Genomic DNA, 16,252 nt, shown 5'->3' on the forward strand with positions numbered 1-16,252 from the left:
GTCCGCCCTAGAGGTGAACGACATGTTGTCATGGTTGAAAACAAACGCGGCGCTGGCCCGCGAGAAACTGTCCACCGAAGTGGGCAAGTTCAAGAACAAGGAGTTCATGGAAGCGGTAGCCAACAGCTGCGCGATGGTTGCGGCAGCGGATGGTGAAGTCAGCTCGGCTGAAAAGATGAAGATGACCGGGTTCATCAACAACTCGCCAGAACTGAAAGTGTTCAACCTGACCGACGTCATCAAGGTTTTCAATGACGCTTGCGGCAAGTTCGAATTCGACTTCCAGATCGGCCAGGCCGAAGCTCTGAAAGTTATCAGCAAAATAAAGGGCAAGGATGGCGCTGGTCGCCTGCTCGTTCGTGTTGCCTGCGCCATTGGCGCCTCGGATGGCAATTTCGATGACAAGGAAAAGGCCGTCTGCCGCCTGATTTGCCTTGAGCTGGGTTTACCCCCGGCAGACTTTGAACTCTAAGGAACGCACACTGTGGAAGTTACTCACCTGGGTTTCCCCCCGCTGACCATCGCTGTATTCGTAGCGCTGGCACTCGGCGCGATGATCCTCGACATGTTCACCCACCGCGGTGACCAGCCGATCAGCCTCGCCAAAGCGTCGGCGTGGTCGATTTTCTGGATTCTGATCTCGTTCGGTTTTGCAGGCTTCCTGTACTACGAACACGGTCCGGACGTCGCCACCCTGTTCATCACCGGTTATGCGCTGGAAAAAGTCTTGAGCGTGGACAACCTGTTCGTGTTCATGGCGATTTTCGCCTGGTTCAAGATCCCCAACGGCCTGCGCCACCGCGTACTGTACTGGGGCATCATCGGCGCAATCGTATTCCGCCTGATCTTCGTGGCTATCGGTACCGGTTTGCTGGCGCTCGGCCCGTGGGTCGAAGTGGTCTTCGCCCTGATCGTGGCGTGGACAGCCGTCATGATGCTCAAAGGTGGCGGTGACGACGAGGAGGAAGAGGATTACTCGACGCACATGGCTTACCGCTTCGCCAAGAAGCTGTTCCCGGTGTGGCCGAAACTGCACGGCCATTCGTTCTTCGTGCGCCGCAAGACGCTGGAAGGCGAACTGAGTAAACCGGAAAACCAAGGCATGTCCCTGGCGGCCAAGGGTGGTCTGTTCGCGACGCCATTGTTCCTGTGCCTGGTGGTCATGGAAGTGTCCGACGTGCTGTTCGCCTTCGACTCCGTGCCGGCCGTTATCGCCGTCAGCCGCGAGCCGTTGATCGTGTTCTCGGCCATGCTCTTCGCGATTCTTGGCCTGCGGACCATGTACTTTGTGCTCGAAGCGCTGAAACGTTACCTTGTGCACTTGGAAAAGGCTGTTATCGCGCTGCTGTTCTTCATCGCCGTAAAACTCGGCTTGAACGCAACCGACCACATCTTCCACCACGGCTACAACATCGATCCGAACACCAGTCTGATCATCGTTGTTGTGGTACTGGCCATCGGCATTCTCGCTAGCGTGATCTTCCCGGAAAAGGAAGTAACGCAGGCCGATAACCAGTAATTGAAAACGCATTAACCAAAAGGAGTTGTACTCATGGCACTGACTCTTCAAAAAGGCGGCAACCTGTCCCTATCGAAGACCGATCCTACGCTGACCAAGATTCTGGTCGGCCTGGGTTGGGACCCTCGCGCAACCGACGGCACGGAGTTTGACCTGGACGCAAGCGCGTTCCTGCTGGGTGCCAACGGCAAAGTGCGTAGCGACGCCGACTTCATCTTCTACAACCAGCTTAAAAGCGCTGACGGCTCCATCGAGCACACCGGTGACAACCGCACCGGTGCTGGCGATGGCGATGACGAAGTGCTGAAAATCGATCTGAGCCGCGTTCCGGCCGACATCGACAAAGTCGTGTTCACCGTTACCATCCACGACGCTGATGCACGCAAACAAAATTTCGGCCAGGTTGGCGGTTCCTTCATTCGTGTTGTCAATGAAGTCACCAACGCCGAAATTGTGCGTTACGACCTGGCAGAAGACGCTTCAACCGAAACTGCAATGATCTTCGCCGAGCTGTATCGCAACAATGGCGAGTGGAAATTCCGCGCTGTTGGTTCGGGCTATGCGGGTGGCTTGAAAGCCCTCGCCAACTCCTACGGTATGAACTTCTAACCCACGGTTTACTGAATAAGGAATCTGAAAATGGCTGTAAGTCTTTCCAAAGGCGGCAACGTCTCCCTGTCCAAAGAAGCGCCAGGCCTGGCCGAAGTCATCGTCGGTCTGGGTTGGGATCCACGTGTAACTGACGGCACCGAGTTCGACCTCGACGCATCGATTTTCATCGTTGGCGAAAACGGCAAAGTGCTCGACGACAACAGCTTCATTTTCTACAACAACAAAAAGTCCGCTGACGGCTCCGTTGAACACATGGGCGACAACCGCTCCGGTGCCGGCGAAGGCGACGACGAACAAGTGACCGTTAAACTGACTTCCCTGGCACCGCTGGTGAAGAAGTTGGTGTTCGCTGTCACCATCCACGACTCCGATGCACGCAAGCAGAACTTCGGCCAGGTTTCCAACGGCTACATCCGCGTTATGAACAAGGCTGACGGCAAAGAACTGGCACGTTTCGACCTGAGCGAAGACGCTTCGACCGAAACTGCGATGATCTTTGGCGAGCTGTATCGCAGCGGTGAAGAGTTCAAGTTCAAGGCAATCGGCCAAGGTTTCGCTGGCGGCCTGAAGCCTCTGGCTGAAGCCCACGGTGTGAGCATCGGCTAACCCTCACGGGTGCAAAAAAGCCCCGCTTTCGAGCGGGGCTTTTTTTTGCCTCGGCGCTGAAGGGCGCGGCGTCAGAGAATGATCCCTTTGGCCTTCGCATCCTTCAGCCACTGCGGGAATTCTTCCATCAGCTTGTCGTACAGCTGCTCTTCGCTGATGTCGTGCAAGTCATCGAGGGCGAAGAACCCGCAGTTATCCACAACCCGGCCGGTCATGGTGTCGAGTTTTTCCAGGATCCCGTAGTTGTGTCCGCCGATGCCGACGAATTGCCAGAAGATCGGCAGCTTGGCGGCTTCGATCATCAGTTTTTTGATCGCGCCACTCGCGGACACGCCGCCATCACTGATGAACAGGATGTACACCGGCGTGGTGTCGCGGGACTTTTTATAGAAGTCGATCACCTTCTTGATCGCCTTCGGTTCTTCGTTGTAACGCGCGCCAATTTTCCAGTCCTTCCAACCTTGGCTATCGGTGTTGATGAAGTCTTTGTGGTTGGCCAGGGTCACGGCGGACAGCTGCAATGTTTCGGCGCCGAAGGCCCAGCAATCGAGGGTGCCGTCATCGTCGAAGTGCAGCGCCAGCGGCAATAGGCGATTGACCACTTCCTGAACGCGACCGGAAGTGTATTGATGATTCATCGAGCCAGACGCATCGAGCACCAGGCCAACCCGTGCTTTAACGTCAGTGAGCTTGGCTTTTTCGAGGCTGATCTGCGCTTTCTTCGCCAGGCTGATCAAGTGCGGCGCGGCGCTGCCAATCTTCTTCTCAAGCGAAACGCTGCTGGTAACCGCAGCGGGTGCCGGCGTTGGCGTTGGCGTTGGCGCGGCCGGTTCGTCCGCTACATCACCACCGAAGTGTTTCACCAGCGCTTCAAGGCCTGCGTTGAAGCCTTGCAGATTGGACGCCAAGCGCCATTCGCCCGACTTGCGGTACAACTCGACGACCATGATGGCTTTCTCGTCGGCGAAGGTCGCGCCCGAGAACGGACATTGCGCCAACACTTCGCCCGACAGGCTCTTGATGCTGAAACTGCTGGCCTGAATGTCGCGCATCGCGCCAGCGCCATCAATTGAAGTAGTGAAAACCAGCCGATCAATACTTGCCGGCAACTTCGCCAAGTCCAGCGTGAAATCGCCGCCATTGGCCATGCTCACACTGTTGCACGGCGTCGTCGGTTGGTTGAAAAACACCATGTAACGATCATCCGACAGCTTGCCCTGGGCATCGATGCCGAAGCACACAAAGTCGAGTACATGCGGCGACTGAACGTTGATCGAGAGGATAAGTTGCGAGCCTGACATGAGGCTGGACAAAGGCAGGCGTTGTCCTTGGCTGATTTGCATGTTCCGTCCCTGTAATGGCTGCGCCGTGCAAGCGGCGGTGATTGGAAGTGGCATCGATTGAATAAAAGTGCAGCCGATTATGCGCGAGCAACCCGTCATTTGCCCGGACCAAATGGATCAGCGGCGCTGATTGTTTCGCCCGCGCGGCCACGCTAATCTGCGCACCGCTTGGCCAATCGCCGTTCAAACAGGGAACAGTTATATGAACATTCAGCGCTTCTATCCTTCATTGCGTCGCTTGATAACAATCGAAGCGATCTTCCTGCTTCTGCTCACGCCATTAGTTGCTCACGCAGAAGTGACCGAGGAAGAGGTGGCCGACAATTGCCAGAAGATCAGCGAGTATTCCGCCGAGGGCGGCAAGTTCTACAAACTCAAGCAATACGCCAAGGCGCGGGCGCAGTACGAGCAGCAGGTCGGCTGGTCCGAGAGTTGTCAGCTCGACGAAGACAAAATTGCGATGGCCTATAACAACGTCGCACTGACCTACATCCACGAGGGCAACTACCTCAAGGCGCGGGCATGGCTGAGCATCTTGCCCGACGATAAAAAGTCGATCTTCAACCTCGGCAAAATCAGCGCCGAGGTGAACAAGGCGCTGGCCAAGTTGCCGACGAAAACCGAAGGCCAGTATTGGCAATACGCAGGCGCTTCGTTGTGGAACAGCATGACCATCGAGCCACAAGGCAAGCGTTACAAAATCGACTTCCAGGGTTATTACGCCGGCCTGATGGCCATGTATTCCGGGCCTAACATTGGCGAGTTTTCGGCACTGGTCGAGATCAATAACGGCAAGGCGCATTACGCCATGAGCGCTGACGACGATGGTGACTGCGCTTACGATTTCGATATCCAGAAAGAGCAGCTCACGGTCAAACGCACGGCCGGCGAGTGGTGCGGTTTTGGCCACAACGTCGGCGCCGACGGCGTTTATCACCGGGTCGAGCTGTAGTCAGAAAAGCTGCAGCTATAAAAAAGCCCCGAAACATTCGGGGCTGATTCCACGCAAAAAGCTAAGCCTCCCAGCCCGCCCCGCTGACCGCTTCCTGCGCCAGTGGGTGCAGATTTTCGCCGTGATGTTCGGTTTGCCAGGCCAGCAACTCCTTGCGCATGCCGGGCGTCCAGAACATCTGCAGGTGATTGCGTACGCCGAGCACGGCTTCGGCGTGATCCGGCTGGCCGGCAAAATACTGGGCGATCTGGTTGACCATCTTGATCAAATTCTCCGTGCTCATCGGCGCACCTCCGCTTTCGCGCCACGGGCCTGGCGCCGTTCGTCGAGCAGGCGTTGCTGGTTGTCGCTGAACGCCTGATAGCGTTTTTGCCACTCGGAAGGGTGGTAGACGCGGCTCACTTCCACGGCCGTGACCTTGTATTCCGGGCAGTTGGTCGCCCAATCCGAGTTGTCGGTGGTGATCACGTTGGCCCCCGATTCCGGGAAGTGGAATGTCGTGTACACCACGCCCGGCGCCACCCGTTCGGTGACCCGCGCGCGCAACACCGTTTGCCCGGCGCGGCTGCCGATGCCGACCCAATCGCCTTCGTTGATGCCACGGCTCTCGGCGTCGGTCGGGTGGATTTCCAGGCGGTCCTCGTCGTGCCATGCGACGTTCTCGGTGCGCCGGGTTTGCGCGCCGACGTTGTACTGACTGAGGATCCGTCCGGTGGTCAGCAGCAGCGGATAACGGTTGTTGACCTTCTCCTCGGTCGGCACATAACCGGTGAGCATGAAGCGTCCCTTGCCACGCACGAACTGCTCGATGTGCATGGTCGGCGTGCCGTCCGGCGCCGCCGCGTTGCACGGCCATTGCAGGCTGCCGTGGCGGTCGAGTTCGGCGTAGCTGACGTTGGTGAAGGTCGGCGTCAGGCTGGCGATTTCATCCATGATTTGCGACGGATGCTGGTAGTTCATCGGGTAACCCAGCGCGTTGGCCAGCGCCACCGTGCCTTCCCAGTCAGCCTTGCCGCCCAGCGGTTCCATGACCTTGCGCACGCGCGAAATGCGTCGTTCGGCGTTGGTGAACGTGCCGTCCTTTTCCAGAAACGAGCTGCCCGGCAGAAACACATGGGCGAACTTCGCGGTTTCGTTGAGGAAAATATCCTGCACCACCACGCATTCCATGGCCGACAGCGCCGCCGTCACGTGTTGGGTATTCGGGTCGCTCTGGGCAATGTCTTCGCCCTGGCAATACAAACCCTTGAAACTGCCGCCCAACGCCGCTTCGAACATGTTCGGAATGCGCAGACCCGGATCGGGTTGCAGCGTTACGTTCCACGCTTGTTCGAATTGCGTGCGCACCACCTCATTGGAAATGTGCCGGTAGCCGGGCAACTCGTGCGGGAACGAGCCCATGTCGCACGAGCCCTGAACGTTGTTTTGCCCACGCAACGGATTGACGCCGACACCTTCGCGACCAATGTTGCCGGTGGCCATCGCGAGGTTGGCGATGCCCATCACCGCCGTACTGCCTTGGCTGTGTTCAGTCACACCCAAGCCGTAATAGATCGCTGCATTACCGGCGCTCGCGTACAGGCGGGCGGCTGCGCGGATGTCGGCCGGGGCGACGCCGCAGATCTCGCCGAGCACTTCCGGCGAATTATCGGCGCGGCTGACCTGTTCGCGCCAACGGGCGAAATCGCTGCCCTCGCAACGGGCGTCGATAAACGCCTGATCGAGTAAACCCTCGGTGACGATGACGTGCGCCAAGGCATTGAGCATGGCGACGTTGGTGCCGGGGCGCAGGGCCAGATGCAGCTCGGCGCGCGCGTGCACCGAATCCACCAGATCAATGCGCCTTGGGTCGATAACAATCAGCCGCGCGCCTTCACGCAAACGGCGTTTGAGTTGCGAAGCGAACACCGGGTGCGCGTCGCTCGGGTTGGCGCCCATCACCAGGATCACGTCGGCCTTCATCACCGAATCGAAACTCTGCGTGCCGGCGGACTCGCCCAAGGTTTGTTTCAAGCCATAACCGGTCGGCGAGTGGCAAACCCGCGCGCAGGTGTCGACGTTGTTATTGCCGAACGCGGCGCGCACCAGTTTTTGCACCAGATAGGTTTCTTCGTTGGTGCAACGGCTGGACGTGATGCCGCCAATCGAGTCGCGGCCGTAGGTTTGCTGCAATCGGCGGAATTCGCTGGCGGCGTAGGTCACCGCTTCGTCCCAGCTGACTTCCTGCCACGGGTCGCTGATGTGCTGGCGGATCATCGGTTTGGTGATGCGGTCCGGGTGCGTCGCGTAACCCCAGGCGAACCGGCCCTTGACGCAGGAATGGCCGTGGTTGGCCTGACCGTTTTTATCCGGAACCATGCGCACCAGTTGGTCGCCCTTCATCTCGGCGCGGAACGAGCAGCCGACGCCGCAATAGGCGCACGTGGTGATCACGCTGTGTTCGGGTTGGCCGAGTTCGACCACGCTTTTTTCCATCAGCGTCGCGGTCGGGCAGGCCTGCACGCAAGCGCCGCAGGACACGCATTCGGAGTCGAGGAAGTTGTCGCCACCGGCCGCCGCGATCCGCGATTCAAAACCGCGCCCGGTGATGGTCAGGGCGAACGTGCCTTGGGTTTCCTCGCAGGCGCGCACGCAGCGGTTGCACACGATGCACTTGCTCGGGTCGTAGTCGAAATACGGGTTGGACGTGTCCTTGACGTCGGCCAGATGGTTGTCGCCCTCGTAGCCGTAACGCACTTCGCGCAGGCCGACTTGCCCGGCGACGGTTTGTAACTCGCAGTTGCCATTGGCCGAGCACGTCAGGCAGTCCAGCGGGTGATCGGAGATGTACAACTCCATGACGTTGCGCCGCAGCGTCGCCAGTTTTGGCGTCTGCGTGTGCACGCTCATGCCTTCGCTGACCGGCGTGGTGCACGACGCCGGATAACCGCGCATGCCGTCGATTTCCACCAGGCACATGCGGCACGAGCCGAAGGCTTCGAGGCTGTCGGTGGCGCAGAGTTTTGGAATGGTCGTGCCGAGCAGCGCGGCGGCGCGCATCACCGAAGTGCCTTCGGGCACGCTGATGCTGCGCCCATCGATGTTCAGCGTGACTTGCACCTGGCTATCGCGCGCAGGCGTTCCAAGGTCAATGTCGGTTTTCGGGTCGAAGAGGGTGATCATTGGTCGGCCTCCGAGGGCTGCAGACCGAAGTCGGCGGGGAAGTACTTGAGGGCGCTGACCACCGGGAACGGGGCCATGCCGCCCAACGCACACAACGAACCGTATTGCATGGTGTCGCACAGGTCCTTGAGGATCAGCGCCTGCGTATCGCGAGCGCTCTGGTCCGGCGCGGCGAGCAAGCGGTCGATGACCTCGACGCCACGGGTCGAACCGATGCGGCACGGCGTGCATTTGCCACATGATTCCTCGGCGCAGAACTGCAGGGCGAAGCGCGCCATGTGCGCCATGTCCAGCGTGTCGTCCGCGACCACCACGCCACCGTGGCCGAGCATCGCGCCGATGCCGGCGAACGCTTCGTAGTCCAGCGGCGTGTCGAATTGCGCCGGCGGCACCCACGCGCCGAGCGGCCCGCCGACTTGCGCGGCTTTCAGCGGTCGGCCACTGGCGGTGCCGCCGCCGTAATCGTCGACCAATTCGCGCAAGGTCAGGCCAAACGCCCGTTCCACCAGACCGCCGTGGCGGATGTTGCCGGCCAGTTGAAAAGGCATCGTCCCCAGCGAACGGCCCATGCCGTAATCGCGATAAAACTGCGCGCCTTTGGCCAGAATCAACGGCACCGAGGCCAGGGTCAGCACGTTGTGCACCAGCGTCGGCAAACCGAACAAACCCTTCAACGCCGGGATCGGTGGCTTGGCGCGGACCACGCCGCGTTTGCCTTCAAGTGAGTCGAGCAGCGCGGTTTCTTCACCGCAGATGTAAGCGCCGGCGCCGACGCGCACTTCCATATCAAACGCCTGACCGCTGCCTCCGACATTGGCGCCTAGGTAACCGTTGGCCCGGGCGATCTCCAGCGCTTCGCGCAACGTCGCGACGGCTTGGGGATATTCCGAGCGCACATAAATGTAGCCGTAGGTGGCGCCGACGGTGATGCCGGCAATCGCCATGCCTTCGATCAGCAGGAAGGGATCGCCCTCCATCAACATGCGGTCGGCGAAGGTGCCGGAGTCGCCTTCGTCGGCGTTGCACACAATGTATTTCTGCGCCGATTCGGTCGCGCGCACCGTGCGCCATTTGATCCCGGCGGGGAATGCCGCGCCGCCACGGCCACGCAGGCCTGAGTCGAAAACCTCGGTCGCGGTGAGTTCGCCACCAATGGTGACGGCTCTTTTCAAACCTTCGAAACCACCGTGCTCGCGGTAATCATCCAGCGACAGCGGCCGGGTGATTCCGGCGCGGGCGAACAACAGGCGTTGTTGCGACTTCAGATAAGGCAGCTCTTCGACCAGGCCCAGCGCCAGTGGATGCGCGGCGGGGTTACCGTTCAGCGCAGCGAGCACGGAAGGCACGTCGGCAGCGCTCAGCGGACCAAAACCCATCCGGCCTTGCGCCGTGTTCACTTCGAGCAATGGCTCCAGCCAATACAGTCCACGGGAGCTGGTGCGTTGCAGATGGTTATCCCCAGGCTGATTGGCCAGCGCCGACGCCACGGCATCGGCGCCCACCGCGCGGGCCAGCGAATCACTCGGCAAGTAGAGGTTCATACGTCCTCCCGGCAGGTGTCGAGCAGCGCATCGAGGCGCTCGGCATTCAGCCGCGCGTGCACCTGACCGTCGAGCTCCAGCGCCGGCGAACAGGCACACGCGCCGAGGCAATAGACCGGACGCAAACTGATGCTGCCGTCGGCGCTGCTGCCGTGATCATCGAGTTGCAGTCGTTCGCGCAACTGCGCGGCAAGTTGCTCGGCGCCGCGACTTTTGCACGATTCGGCGCGGCACAAACGCAGAATGTGCCGGGCTGGCGGCGCGGTGCGAAAGTCATGGTAAAAGCTGATCACGCCACTGATCTCGGCCTGACTCTGGTTCAGCGCGTGGGCAATTTCGGGGATCGCGGCATCGGGGATGTAGCCGATGCCTTGTTGAATCTCATGAAGGATCGGCAATAGCGCGCCGGGGGAGCCTTTGTGGCGCTCCAGCAGGTTGTTGACCATCGGCAGGTTCAACATCTCATCAGGCATACAGCATTCCTCACGGTCACGGACATACCAGAAGGTCGTCGGTTGTCCGAAAGTGTCGGCTGCGGCATTCACACCACGTCACGGTTTCGTGGCATTTTCAGGCCGTTGGCCAGGCACCCTGAGCGGGCATCTTGTTGGGCCCGGTACGGTCTTCGCCGCACCTCTTCAGGGCATAAATCGCAGCTTGCCACGGCGCTTTCAATTCAACTGCACAAAAGCGACGTGCTCGGTTCTTTCCACGACCTCGCGTTAAGTCTAGAAGAGCGCAGGCAAAGCCGTGGGTTGTCGGAAATGTTTTGTGGCACAAGCGCGGCGCACCCGCTGTCTATAGTCAACGTACGATGCAACCCGACGAGATCGCAGAGGAACCCACATGAACAAAGCCATCCTGCCGGCGCTGGTCATCCTGATCGCCGCGCAAGCCCCGGCCTACGCCATCAACGACAAATACCGCAAGCAACTCGAGCAATCCGGCTGCACGCAAGTCAGCGAAGCCCAGGGCTGCGATATCCACAAGAGCAAAGCGGAAAACGCCAAGGCCGGTTTCACCAATCCCGCCCTGGAATCCGCCACCGACCCCGCCACCGACCCCGCCGCAGACACCGCAACCACGCCAACGCCTTACGCCGGGCAGTGGGTGGCCAAAAGTGAGGCGGGCAAAACCGTCGCGACGATTCGCATCGATGCCAAGGAACAGGTTTGGGTCAACGGCGAACGCGTCAACGCCAAGCGCACCGACGGCACGTTGCAGTTCCGCCACGGCAAATTCCTCTTCACCCTCCAGGGCGACCGGCGCCTGCAAAACCAGGATTACTGGATGGACAGCGATGCCGGCACCAAGGGACCGATTCAGATTGAATAGCCAGCACAGCACTTCAACAACAGGAGCGGCACATGATTGATTTCAACAACAAGGGATTCTTCAAACTCAAGCAGAACGAGGAATACGCCGAACGCGTGTCCGACCTTTTGCTCGACGGCGAACATGTCATCGACTCTTACAAATCCATGCGCGACGGCGTCGTGTTCACCAACAAACGCATCATCGCCGTCAACGTGCAGGGCATCACCGGCAGCAAAAAAGACTTCACCTCGCTGCCGTACAAAAACATCGTCGCGTACTCGGTGGAAACCTCCGGCACCTTCGATCTGGATTCAGAGCTGGAGATCTACTTCTCGTCGCTGGGCAAAGTGAAATTCGAATTCACCGGCAGAACATCAACGGTCGCCATCTCCAAACTCATCTCCCAACACGTGCTCTGACCCCAACGCAAAAAGCCCCGAAAACTCGGGGCTAAATACTCTATAGGGGTGGGGCGACATCTGTGGGAGCAAAGCTTGCTCGCGAAAGCGATACATCAGCCAACACCGAACCCGACTGACACCCCCTCGCAAGCAACCCCATCCCCCAATGGCTACCCCCCAACCACCTCCGCCGCCCGCTCCGGCGCCACAGTCCCCGCTCGATCCCGATCCCGCTCCATCACTTTCACCGCATCATCAACCACCGCCTTACTCAACGACGTCAAATAATGCGCCGCCCACGCCTGCCGGTCGGGATGGCTGGCATAAGCCGCATCCTTAGTCAGCGCTTTAGCCAGGGACAGAAAGTCCGAAGCCATCGCCAACGCGTCGACCATGGGCACGCCGCGAGTAATGTGGAACAGCGGTTGATCGGAACAGTAAATGGCCGGAGTGAGGCCGATGGTTTTGAGCTCGGATGGGTTAGTCATTGGGCTTCTCCGGTGGTGGAGAGGCAAAGGGGTAGGGCGGGTGAGGCGATACGCGATCGGGGATTGCGTAGTGGGGAAGGGCAAAATTTGTACGGATTGCTGGTGGTTTTCATGGTCAACGTCCTTGATGTCGGGAGCTGCCACGCTTTCGTTACCACACGAATGGGTGACAGCTGTGCGCAGGGTGGTAAACCGGGAATCAAGGAAACCGGCACGTCCGAAGACGTCCCACGCACAGCTGCCATAACTCACGCGTGCAGGCACAAAAAAAGCGCCTGCAATCGTGATGGGGCGCTGTAGCGCCTTGAATAACACGGGTTACCACACCCGGTCGCTGAATTGGCAGCGACGGTGGGGAGGTTATCGTGGAGATCTTCTTAGCGCAACCTTCGAAAACCTGGGTGATTGTGCTCAACCCCAGTAAATACTGGCGTCCGAAACGCGCTGAAACAGGTTAATACCATTGGTCTTGGGTTACATATTTACGCTTCGGCTCGATGGGCATTTACCCCATAATCCCGCGCTCCAATCGTCGGTAGTTCAGCTTCTCGACTAATCTTCATTCGCTGCAACCCAACTTAAACAGCCAAGGAGAAAGGCAATGACAGATATCTGGAACCAGCGTCAATCGGCTGCCTCTGCGAAGGATGCGGTAGAACGTCTGCTGGCCCCATCTGCTTTGTCTGCAACCTTATGAGCCAAGCCGCGCTCGTCAATCCAAGCCTGCTCACATGGTCGCGTGAGCGCGCCGGCCTCTCCACCGAGCAGGTCGCTAAAAAGCTGCCAGTTAAACCGGATCGCGTCGAAGAGTGGGAGGCGGGCGAGGCCAAGCCAACATTCCTACAAGCGCAGAAGTGGGCGAGCCTCGCGCACATCCCGTTCGGCTTCCTGTTCCTCAAGCAACCTCCCGCCGAACAACTGCCGTTGCCGGACCTGCGCACCGTCGGTGGAATTGCTCCGCAACGTCCCAGTCTGGAACTGTTGGACACCGTGAGAGATTCCATTCGCAAACGAGACTGGTACCTGGAATACCTGCAACACCAAGAGCATCAGCCGCTGGCATTTGTCGGCCGTTTCAACAGCCGCTCCAGCGTCGCAGAAGTGGTGGCCGATATCCGCCAGACATTGGGCGTTCACCCCGACATCGCTCGACTGGATTACGACAAGTACACCCGCGCCTTGATTGAAGCAGCAGAGGCGGCGGGCCTATTGGTCATGCGCAGCGGCATTGCGCTGGGCAGTACTCATCGCAAACTTGAAGTCAGCGAATTCCGCGGTTTTGCGATCAGCAATGTCTTCGCGCCAGTGGTATTTATTTATAGTTCCGATGCTCCCACTGCCAGGCTCTTCACCTTACTCCACGAACTTGCCCATATCTGGATAGGTAGCAGTGGCGTATCGGACGGAAACAGCGCAAATGGTCGTGACGAAGAACGATTCTGCAACGCAGTGGCCGGTGAGTTTCTCGCCCCTGAAGTCCAATTCCGCGCGCTGTGGAACGCAGAAATAGATTGGGAAGAGAACCTGGCGCCGCTAGCCACTCGGTTTCACATCAGTAAATTAGCGATCGGTCGCCGCGCCTGTGATTTGGGTTACATAAGCCAAGCACAATACAGCGCTTACTATCGAATGATCCTCAAGGCTTTCCAGAATGAAAAGGGTGGCGCGGGCGACTACTACCGTAACGCCACCGCAAAAAACAGTCCGCGCCTGAGCAAGGCAGTGCTGACTGAAGCAATGAGCGGCAGGATGCTGCTACGCGAGGCAGGGAATTTGCTCGGTGTGCAACCTGCCAAATTAAGGACCCTCGCCAATAAGATCTCGGAATGAATCATTTACTCGACGCTAACACGCTGATCGAAGCAAAGAATCGTTACTACGGGATGGCAATCTGTCCTGGATTTTGGCAATGGCTGTTACTCAAAAATGAAGCATTGGCGTTAGCCAGTATTACGCCGGTTATGGAAGAGCTGACCAAAGGCAATGACGATTTGGCGGGCTGGGCGAAAGGTAACTCCGGTTTCTTTCATTCCACTACAGATGAAGAGACGCAACTGGCCTTCGGGCAAATTGCCGAGCTTGTAGCAGATCGGGCGCACAGAATGAAAATCGGCGCCATGGAAGAGTTTTTAGCGGGTGCTGATCCCTGGCTGATTGCGAAAGCGATGACTACAGGGGCGGTGGTTGTTACGCATGAAGTATTAAATCTTGATGCGAAGCGAAAATTTATTATTCCCAATATTTGCAGGGAATTAGGTGTTGAGTTTCTGAATACGTTTGAGCTGTTGCACAGGCTTGAGGCCAGGTTTGTTTTGCCTGCTTGATATGGTTTGTATTTTTGCTGAGGTTTGTGTTACTTCGGTCAGCTGCCTGGTTTGCGCGATGGTTTAAGACACCATCGGCGCGATGAGGTGATTTATGAGAAATGTGAGGGATCTCAGTTTGAACTATCCTCTAAGCCAAACCGAACTGACACGCGTCAGAGCCGCTCTATCAGAGCCGTTTAATGATTTTCCAGTTGATTACGACTACATCGCCGAGCAAGTCAGCGGAGTGGGCCATCAAACACTTTACGAAATCCTCTATTCAGAAGTGGCGCCCGTTTGCTTCACTAATATTGCGGCTGCAGTGCCTACTGTCTGGACCGGCTTCGATCCAGACTCGCTCAATGCGATGATCGAAGAAAGGCGTCTAGCCCGCGAGGATAATGGGTTCCGTAGGTTGTTTGATAAGGTGCTTGTACGCTGGCTGAAATATAACTACGGGTATGTTTGGGCGGAGATTCTTAAAAGGTTAGAACAATAATCCGTCCCGTTCTTGTATGTTGTGGTCTCCGGAAACCTGATCTTGGTATCGAAGAGAATATTCCTACCGCACTCTCGGACCCCCCCTGACAACAATTTCTACTTCACTATTCTAGGCTGCGCATAAGCGCGCTGTCTCGTCTGTCGCATCCGCTTTAAGCCCAGTGTTTATTGAGTTTTATATAACATGCGGATTTGACATAGTCATCAGGCTACGGCAGCATTCATCCAAATTGCGCCCGATCCTCTGGTGCTGGCTTAGTCCGGCATTACGTTCGGGCCTTCTTGTTTGTGGAACATGGAAGTTACCTACACTAGCCCCTCCAAAACTGTTCCGTACACACTCTGGCATGAGTCCATGCGGGTGCCATCTATCTCGAAAACTCAAGAAGTTTGGCAAACACGCGAAGCCCGACATAGTCAGATGGATATTTATATAGACGTCGGTAGTAGCAATCCCAATAACTGATCATGCGTGCTTCCGTCGTTTGGAAGTACGCCTGATTATCCCGAACGAACCGACCGTAAAGCTCCGGGTCAAGCGTCGGCAGATGCGCCTCGACTGTCTCAAGAATCTGGATAACGTACTCACCCGTCAGCTGCATCACAAACGGAACCACCCATGCTTCACGGATTGAGATAACCCGTTCCAAATGTTGTTGGCGCACATGGCCATCGTGGTGTCGCGTCAAAAGACAGGAATACAAAATGCTCTGAGTTTCAGTCAGGTGGGCAAAGACGCCGTCATAACTCTGGTCATAAACCCGGTAGGGAATGAATAACTCGTCTCTACCTACGCTGACCTGTATGAATCGATCCGTCGCCAATCGCGCCTGACGAAACCGGCCCATAACCTGATCGAGAGCCTTCGCCTCTCGTTCAAGACAAGATGGAAACGCCCGTTGTGCAAGGGGCATGCTCACCACTGTATGTCTTTCAGATAGTCCTTTAACGCAACCAGCGGCGCCTCAAACTCCACCATCGTCCGCACATTACCAAAATCAGTAGCCAACCGATCCAACTCCCGACCCAGCGGCGTATCAACACCACCGATAGCCTCCAGCGCCACACCAACACAATGCATCACCCGAAACCGAATCCCCTCAACATCCCCCCGCCGCACCAGCAACCCAAAAACCTCGCGCTCGTAATCACTCATGATCGGATCGTCCCGCAGTATCGGGCTCCCATCCTCGGTCTCATAAGCCAGCTTAAGTGCGAAAAGGGCGACAGTTTCCAGCAGCAGTTCCATTGAGTGAATCCTCGATTTATCAGCCGAGCGGTTCAGGGGCGGGGTGCGCAAGCGAGACTTGAAAATCTCGCCGGCCAGCACCTCAGGGAGCGAATCACCGCCAATCCACTTTTCTACAGGCGAAAAAAAAGGCCTTGCAAAGCAAGACCTTTCTTAATTTTGGTGCCCGAGGGAGACTGTAGGCATCCATATAATCCGTGGCTTGCAGCTAAGTTATGCACCTAGGGATACAAGCAGGGATACAAATTCAGTTTT

18 protein-coding genes are annotated in these 16,252 nt (G+C 57.8%); 10 read left to right on the plus strand and 8 right to left on the minus strand.

From position 1 onward, the window contains the following. Nucleotides 1-22: 22 nt before the first annotated feature. The 4 genes from BLU01_RS18855 to BLU01_RS18870 are packed head-to-tail and all read left to right on the plus strand — an operon-like array spanning nucleotide 23 to nucleotide 2,737. Nucleotides 23-472, plus strand: coding sequence for a tellurite resistance TerB family protein (locus BLU01_RS18855; RefSeq protein ID WP_092278357.1), 450 nt, complete (start codon nucleotides 23-25; stop codon nucleotides 470-472). Between the two features lie 12 nt (nucleotides 473-484). Next, nucleotides 485-1,519: a TerC/Alx family metal homeostasis membrane protein gene (locus BLU01_RS18860; protein ID WP_092278359.1), complete on the plus strand. Its 1,035-nt coding sequence runs from the start codon at nucleotides 485-487 to the stop codon at nucleotides 1,517-1,519. A 33-nt stretch (nucleotides 1,520-1,552) separates the two neighbouring features. Beyond that, nucleotides 1,553-2,128, plus strand: a complete 576-nt coding sequence (locus BLU01_RS18865; protein WP_092278361.1) for a TerD family protein — start codon at nucleotides 1,553-1,555, stop codon at nucleotides 2,126-2,128. 30 nt (nucleotides 2,129-2,158) lie between these two features. Continuing rightward, the gene (locus BLU01_RS18870; RefSeq protein ID WP_092278363.1) at nucleotides 2,159-2,737 is read left to right on the plus strand and encodes a TerD family protein; all 579 of its coding nucleotides are present in this window, start codon (nucleotides 2,159-2,161) and stop codon (nucleotides 2,735-2,737) included. A 71-nt stretch (nucleotides 2,738-2,808) separates the two neighbouring features. On the opposite strand, the gene BLU01_RS18875 is transcribed toward BLU01_RS18870, so the two are convergent. Beyond that, nucleotides 2,809-4,080, minus strand: a complete 1,272-nt coding sequence (locus tag BLU01_RS18875) for a VWA domain-containing protein (RefSeq protein WP_092278365.1) — start codon at nucleotides 4,078-4,080, stop codon at nucleotides 2,809-2,811. 202 nt (nucleotides 4,081-4,282) lie between these two features. Here BLU01_RS18875 and BLU01_RS18880 point away from each other — a divergent pair, with 202 nt between their 5' ends. Beyond that, a complete protein-coding gene (locus BLU01_RS18880; protein WP_092278367.1) occupies nucleotides 4,283-5,032 on the plus strand; it encodes a tetratricopeptide repeat protein in 750 nt (249 codons plus the stop codon). A 61-nt stretch (nucleotides 5,033-5,093) separates the two neighbouring features. On the opposite strand, the gene BLU01_RS18885 is transcribed toward BLU01_RS18880, so the two are convergent. The 4 genes from BLU01_RS18885 to BLU01_RS18900 are packed head-to-tail and all read right to left on the minus strand — an operon-like array spanning nucleotide 5,094 to nucleotide 10,208. Next, the gene (locus BLU01_RS18885) at nucleotides 5,094-5,315 is read right to left on the minus strand and encodes a formate dehydrogenase subunit delta (RefSeq protein WP_092278369.1); all 222 of its coding nucleotides are present in this window, start codon (nucleotides 5,313-5,315) and stop codon (nucleotides 5,094-5,096) included. Next, complete coding sequence (fdhF, locus tag BLU01_RS18890) at nucleotides 5,312-8,194, minus strand: formate dehydrogenase subunit alpha (protein WP_092278372.1); 2,883 nt, start codon at nucleotides 8,192-8,194, stop codon at nucleotides 5,312-5,314. The genes BLU01_RS18885 and fdhF overlap by 4 nt, the downstream gene beginning before the upstream one ends. After that, nucleotides 8,191-9,735 carry a formate dehydrogenase beta subunit gene (locus BLU01_RS18895; protein WP_092278374.1) on the minus strand — a complete coding sequence of 515 codons (1,545 nt, stop codon included), beginning with the start codon at nucleotides 9,733-9,735 and terminating at the stop codon, nucleotides 8,191-8,193. Before BLU01_RS18895 ends, fdhF begins: the two co-directional genes overlap by 4 nt. Continuing rightward, nucleotides 9,732-10,208, minus strand: a complete 477-nt coding sequence (locus tag BLU01_RS18900) for a formate dehydrogenase subunit gamma (protein WP_092278377.1) — start codon at nucleotides 10,206-10,208, stop codon at nucleotides 9,732-9,734. The genes BLU01_RS18895 and BLU01_RS18900 overlap by 4 nt, the downstream gene beginning before the upstream one ends. Nucleotides 10,209-10,581: 373 nt before the next feature. Between BLU01_RS18900 and BLU01_RS18905 the strand changes: the two genes are divergently transcribed. Together BLU01_RS18905 and BLU01_RS18910 are read left to right on the plus strand one after the other, a co-directional pair. Beyond that, complete coding sequence (locus BLU01_RS18905) at nucleotides 10,582-11,070, plus strand: hypothetical protein (RefSeq protein WP_092278379.1); 489 nt, start codon at nucleotides 10,582-10,584, stop codon at nucleotides 11,068-11,070. A gap of 32 nt (nucleotides 11,071-11,102) precedes the next feature. Further along, the gene (locus tag BLU01_RS18910; protein ID WP_092278381.1) at nucleotides 11,103-11,471 is read left to right on the plus strand and encodes a PH domain-containing protein; all 369 of its coding nucleotides are present in this window, start codon (nucleotides 11,103-11,105) and stop codon (nucleotides 11,469-11,471) included. A 152-nt stretch (nucleotides 11,472-11,623) separates the two neighbouring features. Here BLU01_RS18910 and BLU01_RS18915 read toward each other — a convergent pair whose 3' ends face one another. Next, nucleotides 11,624-11,941 carry a DUF3077 domain-containing protein gene (locus tag BLU01_RS18915; protein WP_092278383.1) on the minus strand — a complete coding sequence of 106 codons (318 nt, stop codon included), beginning with the start codon at nucleotides 11,939-11,941 and terminating at the stop codon, nucleotides 11,624-11,626. A gap of 693 nt (nucleotides 11,942-12,634) precedes the next feature. On the opposite strand from BLU01_RS18915, the gene BLU01_RS18925 reads away from it, so the two are divergent. The 3 genes from BLU01_RS18925 to BLU01_RS18935 all read left to right on the plus strand — a co-directional run bounded on the left by BLU01_RS18925 (nucleotide 12,635) and on the right by BLU01_RS18935 (nucleotide 14,746). Beyond that, nucleotides 12,635-13,771, plus strand: coding sequence for an ImmA/IrrE family metallo-endopeptidase (locus BLU01_RS18925; RefSeq protein ID WP_092278387.1), 1,137 nt, complete (start codon nucleotides 12,635-12,637; stop codon nucleotides 13,769-13,771). Beyond that, entirely contained in the window at nucleotides 13,768-14,265 is a 498-nt protein-coding gene (locus BLU01_RS18930) for a DUF4411 family protein (protein WP_092278389.1), read from the plus strand. Before BLU01_RS18925 ends, BLU01_RS18930 begins: the two co-directional genes overlap by 4 nt. A gap of 118 nt (nucleotides 14,266-14,383) precedes the next feature. Next, nucleotides 14,384-14,746, plus strand: coding sequence for a DUF7079 family protein (locus BLU01_RS18935; protein ID WP_092281664.1), 363 nt, complete (start codon nucleotides 14,384-14,386; stop codon nucleotides 14,744-14,746). 370 nt (nucleotides 14,747-15,116) lie between these two features. Here BLU01_RS18935 and BLU01_RS18940 read toward each other — a convergent pair whose 3' ends face one another. Beyond that, nucleotides 15,117-15,662, minus strand: coding sequence for a hypothetical protein (locus tag BLU01_RS18940; RefSeq protein ID WP_092278391.1), 546 nt, complete (start codon nucleotides 15,660-15,662; stop codon nucleotides 15,117-15,119). Nucleotides 15,663-15,664: 2 nt separating this feature from the next. Beyond that, nucleotides 15,665-15,997: a hypothetical protein gene (locus BLU01_RS18945; RefSeq protein ID WP_092278393.1), complete on the minus strand. Its 333-nt coding sequence runs from the start codon at nucleotides 15,995-15,997 to the stop codon at nucleotides 15,665-15,667. Nucleotides 15,998-16,252 lie beyond the last annotated feature (255 nt).

This window comes from Pseudomonas prosekii (genome assembly GCF_900105155.1).
GTDB lineage: Bacteria > Pseudomonadota > Gammaproteobacteria > Pseudomonadales > Pseudomonadaceae > Aquipseudomonas > Aquipseudomonas prosekii.